The sequence below is a fragment of the Streptomyces sp. NPDC047886 genome (assembly GCF_043204435.1).
Taxonomy (GTDB): domain Bacteria; phylum Actinomycetota; class Actinomycetes; order Streptomycetales; family Streptomycetaceae; genus Streptomyces.
The window spans coordinates 608,658-621,146 of record NZ_JBIDCF010000002.1 but is presented as its reverse complement, the minus strand read 5'-3'; the positions used below and the strand labels follow the sequence as shown (position 1 = coordinate 621,146).

The 12,489-nt window shown below is 72.5% G+C and carries 13 protein-coding genes; 6 read left to right on the top strand and 7 right to left on the bottom strand.

Annotated features, from left to right (window positions below; genetic code table 11):
• Nucleotides 1-29: 29 nt before the first annotated feature.
• Nucleotides 30-551, bottom strand: a complete 522-nt coding sequence (locus ACGF5U_RS08475; RefSeq protein ID WP_392712503.1) for a hypothetical protein — start codon at nucleotides 549-551, stop codon at nucleotides 30-32.
• Nucleotides 552-621: 70 nt separating this feature from the next.
• Nucleotides 622-1,746, bottom strand: coding sequence for a magnesium and cobalt transport protein CorA (locus ACGF5U_RS08470; protein ID WP_392712505.1), 1,125 nt, complete (start codon nucleotides 1,744-1,746; stop codon nucleotides 622-624).
• 519 nt (nucleotides 1,747-2,265) lie between these two features.
• Here ACGF5U_RS08470 and ACGF5U_RS08465 point away from each other — a divergent pair.
• The 4 genes from ACGF5U_RS08465 to ACGF5U_RS08450 all read left to right on the top strand — a co-directional run bounded on the left by ACGF5U_RS08465 (nucleotide 2,266) and on the right by ACGF5U_RS08450 (nucleotide 5,535).
• A complete protein-coding gene (locus tag ACGF5U_RS08465) occupies nucleotides 2,266-2,862 on the top strand; it encodes a suppressor of fused domain protein (RefSeq protein WP_392712507.1) in 597 nt (198 codons plus the stop codon).
• A 158-nt stretch (nucleotides 2,863-3,020) separates the two neighbouring features.
• Entirely contained in the window at nucleotides 3,021-3,659 is a 639-nt protein-coding gene (locus ACGF5U_RS08460; protein WP_392712509.1) for a DUF6758 family protein, read from the top strand.
• 255 nt (nucleotides 3,660-3,914) lie between these two features.
• Nucleotides 3,915-4,775: a PHP domain-containing protein gene (locus ACGF5U_RS08455; protein ID WP_392712511.1), complete on the top strand. Its 861-nt coding sequence runs from the start codon at nucleotides 3,915-3,917 to the stop codon at nucleotides 4,773-4,775.
• A 154-nt stretch (nucleotides 4,776-4,929) separates the two neighbouring features.
• Complete coding sequence (locus ACGF5U_RS08450; protein ID WP_392712513.1) at nucleotides 4,930-5,535, top strand: MarC family protein; 606 nt, start codon at nucleotides 4,930-4,932, stop codon at nucleotides 5,533-5,535.
• Nucleotides 5,536-5,812: 277 nt separating this feature from the next.
• On the opposite strand, the gene ACGF5U_RS08445 is transcribed toward ACGF5U_RS08450, so the two are convergent.
• Entirely contained in the window at nucleotides 5,813-5,965 is a 153-nt protein-coding gene (locus ACGF5U_RS08445; protein ID WP_392712515.1) for a hypothetical protein, read from the bottom strand.
• Between the two features lie 202 nt (nucleotides 5,966-6,167).
• Here ACGF5U_RS08445 and ACGF5U_RS08440 point away from each other — a divergent pair, with 202 nt between their 5' ends.
• On the top strand, nucleotides 6,168-7,088 hold the full coding sequence (locus ACGF5U_RS08440; protein ID WP_392712517.1) for an NYN domain-containing protein: 921 nt from the start codon (nucleotides 6,168-6,170) through the stop codon (nucleotides 7,086-7,088).
• On the opposite strand, the gene ACGF5U_RS08435 is transcribed toward ACGF5U_RS08440, so the two are convergent.
• Together ACGF5U_RS08435 and ACGF5U_RS08430 are read right to left on the bottom strand one after the other, a co-directional pair.
• Nucleotides 7,073-7,996: an alpha/beta fold hydrolase gene (locus tag ACGF5U_RS08435; protein ID WP_392712519.1), complete on the bottom strand. Its 924-nt coding sequence runs from the start codon at nucleotides 7,994-7,996 to the stop codon at nucleotides 7,073-7,075. The genes ACGF5U_RS08440 and ACGF5U_RS08435 overlap by 16 nt on opposite strands.
• A 94-nt stretch (nucleotides 7,997-8,090) precedes the next feature.
• On the bottom strand, nucleotides 8,091-10,262 hold the full coding sequence (locus ACGF5U_RS08430) for a DEAD/DEAH box helicase (RefSeq protein WP_392712521.1): 2,172 nt from the start codon (nucleotides 10,260-10,262) through the stop codon (nucleotides 8,091-8,093).
• 468 nt (nucleotides 10,263-10,730) lie between these two features.
• Here ACGF5U_RS08430 and ACGF5U_RS08425 point away from each other — a divergent pair, with 468 nt between their 5' ends.
• Nucleotides 10,731-11,474, top strand: coding sequence for a ferritin-like fold-containing protein (locus tag ACGF5U_RS08425; RefSeq protein WP_392712523.1), 744 nt, complete (start codon nucleotides 10,731-10,733; stop codon nucleotides 11,472-11,474).
• A gap of 82 nt (nucleotides 11,475-11,556) precedes the next feature.
• On the opposite strand, the gene ACGF5U_RS08420 is transcribed toward ACGF5U_RS08425, so the two are convergent.
• Nucleotides 11,557-11,826 carry a hypothetical protein gene (locus ACGF5U_RS08420; protein WP_392712525.1) on the bottom strand — a complete coding sequence of 90 codons (270 nt, stop codon included), beginning with the start codon at nucleotides 11,824-11,826 and terminating at the stop codon, nucleotides 11,557-11,559.
• A 311-nt stretch (nucleotides 11,827-12,137) separates the two neighbouring features.
• Nucleotides 12,138-12,365 (bottom strand): DUF3107 domain-containing protein, encoded by a 228-nt coding sequence (locus ACGF5U_RS08415; protein WP_392712527.1) that lies wholly within the window; start codon nucleotides 12,363-12,365, stop codon nucleotides 12,138-12,140.
• Between the last annotated feature and the right edge of the window lie 124 nt (nucleotides 12,366-12,489).

Sequence of the window (12,489 nt, the reverse complement as noted above, 5' to 3'; positions counted from 1 at the left end):
ACGGGGCCGCTCCGCCGGGCCGGCGGCCGTCAGGCCCTCTTGCGGCGCTTGAGCAGCAGCCGGGGCAGCGCCGCCGGGATCGGGTGGCGGGTCGTCGCCGGGGTCGCCGGAGGCACCGCCGCGAGCGAGCCGTCCGGCAGGTCGGTCGTCGCCTCGCGCGGCGCCAGCCGCAGCACCCGGCACTCGCGGGCCCACCGCTCCGTCATGGTCTCGGCGTCCGGGGCGTTCAGCCGCTTGCCCTTCAGCTCGGCGGCCGCCGCCTCCCACTCCTCCGAGCCGGGCGCCAGTTCGCCGACCGTCGCGGTCCAGGCGACCACCCGGCCGCCCTTGTCCTTGCTGCGCACGGTGATCTCGGCGACCGCCCCGTCGGCGAGACCGGCCGGCAGCGGCTGCTCCCCCGGCCCGTCGCCGACGACGTGCGCGGCGCCCTCGTGCCATACGTGCCACAGGGCCCGCGCCGGGGCGGAGGCGTCGCCGCGCACCCAGATGAGGCTGGACTTCTTGGTGGCCTCCTCGGTGAGGGCGAGGGGGAGCAGCGCGTCGTGTGTCATGGCCGCAGCTTAACCAGGCCGGTCGGCCCGCGGCCGCCGCGCCGGTCGGGGCACCGGCCGCGGCGCCGGTTCAGAGCCAGCCGTTCCGCTTGAGCGTCCGGTGGATGACGAGACAGACACCGATGATGCCGGTCAGCACCATCGGGTAGCCGTACTTCCACTGGAGCTCCGGCATGTGCTCGAAGTTCATGCCGTACACCCCGCAGACCGCCGTCGGCACGGCGATGATCGCCGCCCAGGAGGTGATCTTGCGCATGTCCTCGTTCTGTGTGACCGTCGCCTGCGCCAGATTGGCCTGCAGGATCGAGTTCAGCAGTTCGTCGAAGCCGACGACCTGCTCCTGTACCCGCGCCAGGTGGTCGGCGACATCCCGGAAGTACTTCTGGATGTCCGGGTCGACCAGCCGCATCGGCCGCTCGCTGAGCAGCTGCATCGGCCGCAGCAGCGGCATGACCGCCCGCTTGAACTCCAGCACCTCACGCTTCAGCTGGTAGATCCGGCCCGTGTCGGTGCCGCGCGTGCCGCCCTTCGCCGGGGGCGAGAACACATCGATCTCGATCTGGTCGATGTCGATCTCCACCGCGTCGGCGACCGCGATATAGCCGTCCACCACATGGTCGGCGATCGCGTGCAGGACGGAGGACGGCCCCTTGACCAGCAGCTCGGGATCGGCCTCCAGCCGGTGGCGCAGATTGCGCAGCGAACCCTGCCCGCCGTGCCGGACGGTGATGACGAAGTCCCGGCCGGTGAAGCACATCACCTCACCGGTCTCGACGACCTCGCTGGTCGCGGTGAGCTCGGCGTGCTCGACGTAGTGGATCGTCTTGAAGACGGTGAAGAGCGTGTCGTCGTACCGCTCCAGCTTCGGCCGCTGGTGCGCGTGCACCGCGTCCTCCACGGCCAGCGGGTGCAGACCGAACTCGGCCGCGATACCGGCGAATTCGGCCTCCGTCGGCTCGTGCAGCCCGATCCAGGCGAAGCCGCCGCCCTCCCGGACCTGCCGCATCGCCTCCCGGGGGGTGAGGGACGCCGTCTCCTTCACCCGGCTGCCGTCGCGGTAGACGGCGCAGTCCACGACGGCGCTCGACGCCGACGGGTCGCGGGTCGCGTCGTAGGAGTTGTACGCGTTGTAGGGCGTGCTGTGCTTGCGCAGGCTCGGCCGGACCGCCGCACGCAGGTCACGAATCATCGACAAGGCAGGCTCCTTCACGGAGGGCCGTCGCCGGCGAGGCGTGGAACTGCCCGGAATGGGGACGTTGCGTTGCGTACGTCCGCAAAGCGGGCGGCACCGCATCTCACGATGACGGCGTTCGCTACAGACAGGCAAAGACGCGGTGCTCTTCCGTCGTGCGCGGCGCCGTTGAGCCGGCGGTGCCATGAGCATCACTGATCAGGGCAGCGGTCCGGTACGGGAACGCCTCGATCCCTGGGGACCGCCGGGACCGGGAAACAGCGGGGCCGCGGAGAACGCGGCGGACCGACTCGGTCAGGCGGAGAGGGAAAGGCGTGAAGCGGAAGAGCGGTTGGTACTGCACGATCGACTTCGATCCACCGCAGCCCCACCTCCTCCGGCCGGTCCCCCGTGGGGGATGACGTGTCGTCGGGACCTGAGAGCGATGCCAGGCACGCTGCCCCGACCAGCGGCCCACACTATCAGCCGACTGAGGGTCAATCTTTTTCTTTGCCCGTTCGATACGCGCTTTATGCTCACCGCATGGGAGAAGTTCTTGCTCTGGTCGAAGCGCGGTTGCGTACGGCGCTCGGCGAGCCCGACGCGCGCGCCGCGGTGACGTTCCTCGGTACCGACCGCGTCGAGGTGCTGCGCTTCACGGACGGCGACCCGGACGGTCCCCTCGTGCGGTACGCGACGCTGGGCATGTCCGCACAGCCGATGAACGACCCCACGGCCGCCCTCGCGGATCCGGTGAAGGGCCCGCGCGCGGAGCTGGTGCTCTCGGTGCGGGCCGGGGTCGCCGACACCGACAAGGTGCTGCGTCCGCTCGCCGTGCTCGCCGCCTCGCCCCAGGTGGAGGGCGTGGTCGTCGCCCCGGGGGCGTCGCTGGACGTGGGTGAACCCCTCTGGCCCGGCGCGCCGTTCACCTCGGTGCTCGTCGCCGAGTCCGGCGGCCTGGTGGCGGATGTGGAGCTGGACGCGCCCATGGACCCGGTGCGGTTCCTGCCGCTGCTGCCCATGACGCCGAACGAGGCCGCGTGGAAGCGGGTGCACGGCGCACAGGCGCTGGAGGAGCGGTGGCTGGCGAACGGCACGGATCTGCGCGATCCGCTGCGCGGCCCGGTGCGCCTGGACTGACGGGGGAAGCCTGGCATGGCCGGGCGGTCCATACCGTGGGCATATCCCACTAAAGCCTCTAATAGTTGACATTTGGATCTTCTCTGGTCCGAGACGCGGCACACCGGACGGGTGATCGTCCTTGACGCGACGACGACAGGGGAGGACCGTTGAACGCTATGAGGGGCGAACCCAGTTGCCCGAAGTGCGGAGGCCGGGTCCGGGCGCCCGGTCTCTTCGCCGACTACTGGCAGTGCGATGCGCATGGCTCGGTCTTCCCGCTGCAGCCCGTCATCCCGCCGAGCGTCGAAGCCCTGGGTGTCGTCGTGCATCGCGCGCAGGTCCCCGTCTGGATGCCCTGGCCCCTGCCCATCGGCTGGCTCTTCACCGGCGTCGCCTACGCGGGCGACGACCGCAGCGGCGGCCGCGCCACCGTCGTCGCCTGCTCGGGCCCCGGCCCGCTCGGCGGCATGGGGGAGCTGCTGCTGATCGCCGAGGAACTGGGCGTCGGCCTCGGCGCGCGGTACGCGGGGATCGACGGCCCCGACCCCGGCCCGCACATGTGCGTGGACAAGCCGCCGCAGGCCAAGGTGCTGGCCGCCGGGCGGCCCACACCGCTGTGGCACGTCAGTGACGCCCCCCACGATCGCGCGGTGTTCGCGGGCGAGGCGCGCGGGCTGTGGCTCTGGGCGATCGTCTGGCCCGAGCAGTCCGGGCTGCTGATGTACGACGAGCTGGTGCTGACGGACCTGCGGGAGGCGGGCGCCGAAGTGGAGCTGCTGCCCTGCGGCGCCCTCACCCCGCGCCTGCTCTCCTGACGCGCACACCCGAGGCCGTGCCCGGTGGCGGCGCCCGGGAGGGGCGCCGGTGGCGGCACCGGGCGGCGGTATCCGGCGGCCGAGCCCGGCGGCGGTGGCCGCGCTCGCGCGGGCGGGCGACCCGCGGATCGACGTTATCCTTGGGTGTCCCCAGCTGTACCAGGCTGTCCCAGCTGCCCTCAGCCGTCCCGGCTGTCCGCAGCCGTCCGCAGCCGTCCCGGCTGTCCCCGTCCGTCCCGAGCCCCGGAGGCACGCGTGCGCATCGACCTGCACACCCACTCCACGGCGTCGGACGGTACGGACACCCCGGCCGAGCTCGTCAGGGGCGCCGCCGCCGCGGGACTCGACGTCGTCGCCCTGACCGACCACGACACCACGCGCGGCCACGCCGAGGCGGCGGCGGCGCTCCCCGAGGGCCTCACCCTCGTCACCGGAGCCGAGCTGTCCTGCCGTATCGACGGCGTCGGCGTCCACATGCTGGCCTACCTCTTCGACGCCGACGAACCCGAGCTGGCGGGCGAACGCGATCTGGTGCGCGACGACCGCGTCCCGCGTGCCCACGCCATGGTCGGCAAGCTCCGGGAGCTCGGCGTGCCGATCACCTGGGAGCGCGTCGCGGTCATCGCCGGGGACGGATCGGTCGGCCGCCCGCACATCGCCGAGGCACTCGTCGAGCTGGGCGTCGTGCCCGATGTCTCCGGTGCCTTCACGCCCCAGTGGCTGGCCGACGGCGGCCGGGCGTACGTCGAGAAGCACGAACTCGACCCGTTCAAGGCGATCCGCCTCGTCAAGGCGGCCGGCGGCGTCACGGTCTTCGCGCACCCCGGCGCCGCCAAGCGCGGCCGCACCGTGCCCGACGCCGTGATCGCCGACCTCGCCGCGTACGGCCTCGACGGGATCGAGGTCGACCACATGGACCACGACGAGCCGACGCGGGCCAGGCTGCGCGGGCTCGCGCGTGAACTGGGCCTGCTGACCACCGGCTCCAGCGACTACCACGGCAGCCGCAAGACCTGCCGGCTCGGCGAGTACACCACCGACCCCGAGATCTACGGCGAGATCACCCGGCGCGCGACCGGCGCGTTCCCGGTTCCCGGTACGGGCGGACGTCCCTGACGGGCCTTCCCGGCCGACCTGGCGGGCGCGCCGCGCGCGTCCGCGCACCGCTCCACCCCGTTCCGTCCCGTACGCCCCGCCGGCGTAGGGGACGCCCTGTACGGAGTCCGTTCCGTACGACTTCCCGCACCACCTCTGCGCAAGGCCCTTCACTGTGTTCGACGCCGCCGTCTTCGGCTCACTCTTCCTGACCCTTTTTGTCATCATGGATCCCCCGGGGGTCACCCCGATCTTCCTCGCCCTGACCTCCGGGCGGCCCGTCAAGGTCCAGCGCCGGATGGCCTGGCAGGCGGTCGCCGTCGCCTTCGGTGTGATCACCGTCTTCGGGATCCTCGGCCAGCAGATCCTGGCCTACCTCCATGTCTCCGTACCGTCGCTGATGATCGCGGGCGGGCTGCTCCTGCTGCTCATCGCGCTCGACCTGCTGACCGGCAAGACCGACGAGCCGAAGCAGACCAAGGACGTCAACGTCGCGCTCGTACCGCTCGGCATGCCGCTGCTCGCCGGGCCGGGTGCGATCGTCTCGGTGATCCTGGCCGTGCAGCACGCGGACGGCCTCGGAGAGCAGGTGTCGGTGTGGGGCGCGATCGCCGCCATGCACGTGGTGCTGTGGCTGACGATGCGCAACTCGCTGCTGATCATCCGGGTGATCAAGGACGGCGGCGTCGTGCTGGTCACGCGGCTGGCCGGGATGATGCTGTCGGCGATCGCCGTGCAGCAGATCATCAACGGAGTGATGCAGACGATCCAGGCCGCGTGAGCGCTCGGCTCCCGGCCGGCCGCTCCCGCCCGGACCGCTCCCGCCCGGAATGCTTCCAACCCGGGCCGCTTCCGCCCCGACCGCTTCCAACCCGGGCCGCTTCCGCCCGGACCGCTTCCGCACGCCGTACTCCGGGCGCGCGGGCGGTGGGCGCCGCACGCACTGCGCCCCCGTACCGATTCCGTCTGCGAAGTCGGTGCGGGGGCGCGGTGTGTCGTCGTCGCCGTCGTCCGCGCGGTGTGCGCGGCGGCGTGCGGTGCCCGGCGTGCCGTCGGCGTTACGAGGCCGTGGTGGCGGCCGGGCGGATGTAGATGCGCTGGCCGATCGAGGCGGCCTGCTGCACGATCCGGTTGACGGAGGCGGCGTCCACGACGGTACTGTCCACGGCGGTGCCGTCGACGTCGTCCAGACGCATGATCTCGAAGCGCATGGCTTCTCCCTTCGTCGAGGTGATCCTCCTGATGGAGAACGTGGTGTCTGTACGAGTGCAACGAACTTGTCCTCGCAAACATTCCCTACGCTAAGGAAATTTTTCGAGTGTCTAACTACTGGCCGGTAGTGCGCTCCGGCGCGGCCCTCCGGCATGGCGCCGTCGCGGACGGCGCCGGACAATGTCGGACAGTGAGGCCGGTATGAACGACGCGGAGAACACCTCGACCGAGCGCACGCTCGCCGAACTCGGCAACCGCCTGGAGCGCACCAATGAACTCCTGACGCGGATGCTGGCCGAGGTCGCCAAGACGCCCTCGACGCACGCCATCTTCGTGGACGCCGGTTACGTGCATGCTTCGGCCGGATTGCTGGTCGCGGGCACCGAGGACCGGCGCTCCTTCGATCTCGACGCGGAAGGGCTGATCGACGCCTTCATCGACACCGCCCGGACGATCTTCGCCGACAGCCGCCTGCTGCGCGTCTACTGGTACGACGGCGCCCGGCGCCGCATCCACACCCCCGAGCAGCAGGTGATCGCCGAACTGCCCGACGTCAAGGTCAGGCTCGGCAACCTCAACGCCAACAACCAGCAGAAGGGCGTCGATTCGCTCATCCGCACCGACCTGGAGTCCCTCGCCCGCCACCGGGCCATCAGCGACGCCGCGCTCGTCGGCGGGGACGAGGACCTGGTGTCGGCGGTCGAAGCCGCACAGGGGTACGGCGCACGGGTCCACCTCTGGGGCATCGAGGCGGCCGATGGCGCCAACCAGGCCGAGCCGCTGCTGTGGGAGGTCGACAGCCGGCGCACCTTCGACCTGGACTTCTGCCGGCCCTACGTCACACGGCGGCCCGTCACGACCTACGAGAACGAGGCCGAGCCGCCGCCGTCGCGGGACGAGGTGCGCTTCCTCGGCGCCCGGATCGCCGAGACCTGGCTCACCGAGCGGGGCGCCGCCGCGATGGCCGAGCTCCTGCCCGGCCACCCCTACCTGCCAGGCCCCGTGGACCAGGACCTGCTGATGGAGGCGGAACGGCTGCTGAGCCGGTCCCTGCGCGGCCACGCCGTACTGCGGCGCGCGCTGCGGGACGGCTTCTGGCAGCAGCTTCAGTCGCGGTTCTGACCCGGGTCGCCGCCCCCGGCCGCTTCCGCCGGGTGCCGGTCCCAGAACGCCGCCACGGCGGCCGACGTCTCCTCCGGGCGGTCCGTGTTCGGCGAGTGCTCGGCCCCCTCCACGACCGTACGGTGCGCCCCGAGGCGCGCGGCCATCGAGTCCAGCAGCGGTACGGGCCAGGTGTCGTCCCGGGCGCCGGAGACGACGTGGAACGGCAGCGGCGGGCGCAGCGCGGCCAGTTCGGCCACCCGGTCCGGTTCGGTGGAGAGCTGCCGTCCCGTCGCGATGAGCTGCGCCGGGTTGTTGCGCAGCCAGCGTCGGCGGAGGTCCTCGCGGTCGGCGGTTCCCCGGCCGCCCTGGGTGTCGTCGGCGTCCTCGGGCGGGTCCAGCGCGCGCATCGCCTCCCACAGGTGGCCCATGTCCATGACGGCGAGCGCGTCGCCGAGCATCTTGATCTTCCTGCGCTGTTCGGGTGCCACCTCGGCGGGCCCCGACGACATCAGGGTCAGCGTGGCGAACGGCGCCGGGTCCGTCAGCACGGCGGCACGGGCGATCTGCCCGCCCAGCGAGTGCCCGAGGACGTGGATCGGGCCGCCGGCGGTCAGGGCTGCCGCCTGCGCCAGCACATCCCGCGCCAACTCCGTCTGGGCGTACGCCTGCTGGTCGGGCGGCCCCTGGGTCTCGTACTGGCCCCGGCCATCGACCGCGACGACCCGGTAGCCCGCGTCGGCGAGCGGTTCCAGCATCGCGATGAAGTCCTCCTTGCTGCCGGTGTACCCGGGCAGGAGGAGCGCGGTGCCCTTCGGCGCCCGGCCGTCGGCCGGTGCCGCGTCGAGTACGGCGAACTCGCCTCGGGCGGTCCGGAGGGCATAGGCGCGGGCGCTGGCGGGCGGGACGAACGTGGGGGGCCGGCTCATGGCACGAGGCTAGCGGGACGGTGGCCCGGGACGGCGACGGCCCCGCCCCCCGGAGAGGGGCGGGGCCGTCGTGACGGTGGTGACGACCCGCGGGTCAGCCCTCGGGCTGGGCCACGGCCTTCTTCGTCGTCCGGCGACGCCGGGGCTTGGCCTCGACGGCCTCGACGGCGTCCATGACCTGGGTGGCCGTGGGGGCCTCGGTGGTGGCGGCGGCCTTGGGGGCGGCTGCCTTGCGCGTACGGCGGCGGGGCTTGGCCTCGGCGGCTTCGACGGAGTCGGCGACCTCGACGGGCGCGTCGGTGGGCGCCTCGACGGGCGTCGCGTCGGCGGTGGCCTTGCGCGTCGCGGCCTTGCGCGTGCGCTTCGGCTTGGCCTCGGTCACGCCTTCGGCGGTGTCCACGGCGTCTGTCGCCTGCGCCGCATCGGCCGCCTTGGGAGCGGCGGCCTTACGGGTGCGCCGACGCGGCTTGGCCTCGGCTTCGGTCACCGCCTCGGTCGCCGCCTCCGCCACGGGTGCCGTCACGGCCTCGGTCTCCGCCGGTGCCTCCGACGTCGCCTGGGACGGGATGGCCTTCCGGGTGCGCCGGCGGGGCTTGGTGACCTCGACGGCCTCGGCGCCTTCGACGGCGTCCATGACCTGGGTGGCCGTGGGGGCCTCGGTGGCGGCGGCGGCCTTGGGGGCGGCTGCCTTGCGCGTACGGCGGCGGGGCTTGGCCTCGACGGCCTCGACGGCCTCGACTGCCTCGGCGGTCTGGGCCGGTGCCTCGACGGCCTGCGGCTCGGCCACCGGGATCGCGGGGGCGGCCTCGGTCACCGCGCCGCCCGACGCGCCCGCGCGGGTGCGGCGACGGCGGCGGGGCGTACGGCGCTCGGCCGACCGGTCGTCATCGCCCGGGGGCGTGACCTCCAGGCCGGAACCGGCCGTTTCGGTGCCGTCCGCCGGAGTCGCGGCGGACGGGTCGAGGGGCGTGCCGCCCCGGGTGCGGCGACGCTGACGCGGCGTACGGGTGCGCGCGGGGCGCTCCTCCGTCTGCGCCGGGCGCTCGGCACGGCGTCCGCGCCCTCCGCGACCGCCGGGCTCGCCCAGGTCCTCCAGCTCCTCCGCGCCCAGACCCGCACGGGTCCGCTCGGCGCGGGGAAGGACGCCCTTGGTGCCGGCCGGGATGTCCAGCTCCTCGAAGAGGTGCGGGGACGTCGAGTAGGTCTCCACCGGGTCGTGGAAGTCCAGTTCGAGGGCCTTGTTGATCAGCTGCCAGCGCGGGATGTCGTCCCAGTCCACCAGAGTGACCGCGGTGCCCTTCGCACCCGCGCGGCCGGTGCGGCCGACGCGGTGGAGGAACGTCTTCTCGTCCTCGGGGGACTGGTAGTTGATGACGTGCGTGACGCCCTCGACGTCGATGCCGCGCGCGGCGACGTCGGTGCAGACCAGCACGTCGACCTTGCCGTTGCGGAACGCGCGCAGCGCCTGCTCACGGGCGCCCTGACCGAGGTCGCCGTGGACGGCGCCGGAGGCGAAGCCGCGCCGCTCCAGCTGCTCGGCGATGTCGGCCGCCGTGCGCTTCGTACGGCAGAAGATCATCGCGAGCCCGCGGCCGTTGGCCTGCAGGATGCGGGAGACCAGCTCCGGCTTGTCCATGGAGTGCGCGCGGTAGACGCGCTGCTTGATGTTGGCGACGGTCGCGCCCTCGTCGTCCGGCGCGGTGGCGCGGATGTGCGTGGGCTGGGACATGTAGCGGCGGGCCAGACCGATCACGGCGCCCGGCATGGTCGCCGAGAACAGCATCGTCTGGCGCTTCGCCGGAAGCATGTTGATGATCTTCTCGACGTCGGGCAGGAAGCCCAGGTCGAGCATCTCGTCGGCCTCGTCCAGGACGAGGGCCCTGACGTGGGACAGGTCCAGCTTCTTCTGGCCCGCCAGGTCGAGGAGCCTGCCCGGGGTGCCGACGATCACGTCGACACCCTTCTTCAGGGCCTCGACCTGCGGTTCGTAGGCGCGGCCGCCGTAGATCGCGAGAACGCGGACGTTACGCACCTTGCCGGCGGTGAGCAGGTCGTTGGTGACCTGCGTGCACAGCTCGCGGGTGGGGACGACGACCAGGGCCTGCGGGGCGTCGGTGAGCTGCTCGGGCTTCGCCCGGCCCGCCTCGACGTCCGCGGGGACGGTGACGCGCTCCAGCAGCGGCAGACCGAAGCCGAGCGTCTTGCCGGTGCCGGTCTTGGCCTGCCCGATGACGTCGGTGCCGGAGAGCGCGACCGGAAGGGTCATCTCCTGGATGGGGAACGGTGACGTGATGCCGACGGCTTCGAGTGCTTCGGCGGTCTCGGGAAGGATCCCGAGCTCTCGGAAAGTCGTAGTCAGGGTGCTGCCTCTTCTGTGAGACGCGGCACGAGGCGAACGCTGGGGGTCTCACCGCGCCTGGAACCGAAGGCCGCGGATCGCGGTCGGGTGGCGCGGGACCACTGCCGTCGCTCGAGCGTCGTACCGCTGAGGGCCCCTCATGTGCGTGGGCGCACGGAGGGCTGTCGGGTCGGAGCCGATCGGGCCACCGACCGGGCATCCTCATTCATGAGACGGCCCACCGAGCAGGTACGAACGAGTTCGCATACTCGACAGGCGCAATATCACTGTACCCCGGATTCGCGCATGTGTGTCGGGGCAATTCATAAGGAGGGGGAGGTCACACTGGATGACCAGGGCCTTCCGGGGACCGGCGAGCGGGCTATTGTGCGCTGCATGGAGACGCCTGACAACGCCACTGCCGCCGAAGAAACGACCGGTGCCACCGGGATCGCCGCCCTCGACTGGGCCGGTGCCTCCGCCGAGCCGCAGTACCGCGCGGCGGTCGTCGACCTGCTCGGTGCCCTCGCCTACGGGGAGCTGGCGGCCTTCGAGCGGCTCGCCGAGGACGCCAAGCTCGCGCCGACGCTGGCCGACAAGGCGGAGCTGGCGAAGATGGCGTCCGCCGAGTTCCACCACTTCGAGCGGCTGCGCGACCGGCTGGCGGCGATCGACACGGAGCCGACCGCCGCGATGGAGCCCTTCGCGAAGGCGCTGGACGACTTCCACCGCCAGACGGCGCCGTCCGACTGGCTGGAGGGCCTCGTCAAGGCGTACGTCGGCGACTCGATCGCCAGCGACTTCTACCGTGAGGTCGCGGTACGGCTCGACTCGGACACGCGCGCGCTGGTGCTGGCCGTCCTCGACGACACCGGCCACGGCAACTTCGCCGTCGAGAAGGTCAGGGCCGCCATCGAGGCCGACCCGAGGGTCGGCGGCCGCCTCGCGCTGTGGGCGCGCAGGCTGATGGGCGAGGCCCTGTCGCAGGCCCAGCGGGTCGTAGCGGAGCGGGACGCCCTGTCGACGATGCTGGTGGGCGGCGTGGCGGACGGCTTCGACCTCGCGGCCGTCGGCGAGATGTTCTCCCGGATCACCAAGGCGCACACCAAGCGGATGGCGGCGCTGGGCCTCGCGGCCTAGATGTACTGCCCGGTGAGGTCGGGGACGCCGGCCTGAGCCAGGCGTTCACCTCGCCCGGTTCCGTGGCGAGCGGCGGCGTGGATCACGCCGCCGCTGATCGGCGCAGGCGGCGGCCCGGCGGGCGGATCAGCAGGGACAGCAGTACGGCACAGACGGCGACGGCGCCGATCAGCGTTCCGAGCGCGAGCCCGGGACCGAGCGCGGCGTGGGTGATCAGGGCGCCGAACAGCGCGGCGAGCGCGCCGGTGATCAGCACCGTGCGACGGGGCGGAAGCCGGTCCCCCAGCCGGTGCACGGCTGCCCAGGACAGTGCGAGTCCGAGCACGACGGAGCCGAGAGCTTCCAGGAACACTGCGGATCACCTCGCGGACGGCGCGACGGGCATATCGGTCGTAGCCCGTACTACCCCCGGGGCGCGCCGGGCAACCCTCCTCGCACCCGCACGCCCCAACCCGCCCGGACCGCGCGTACCACCGGCCGCCGCAGACCCGGCGGGACCCGTCCGGTACGCGGGGGACCCGGCGGTACACGGAGGGGCGGCGCGTCGGGGAGACACGTCCAGGGGACGGAGAACCACCCGGGGAACGGAAGAAGGCCCGGCGGGCTACCCGCCGGGCCTTCTCCGACTGCGTGGATCTTCCTGAGCGTGATCCTCGGGTCCGCTCAGAGCGGGCCGAAGCCCACCCGGCGTGCCGTCGGCTCGCCGATCTCCACATACGCGAGCCGGTCGGCCGGGATCAGGACCTTGCGGCCCTTCTCGTCCGTGAGGCTGAGCAGCTGCGCCTTGCCGGCCAGCGCGTCGGACACCATGCGCTCGACCTCCTCGGCGGACTGCCCGCTCTCCAGAACGATCTCCCGGGGCGCGTGCTGCACGCCGATCTTGACCTCCACGGCTATGTCCCTCCGAACGGTCAGCGTTGCGCGGTCAGCCGCGCCGTACGCAGCACACATTAGCCCGGAGAGAGCACATGCCATGGCCGGGCCGTGCACGCCAGGAGCGAACACCGCCGCCGCC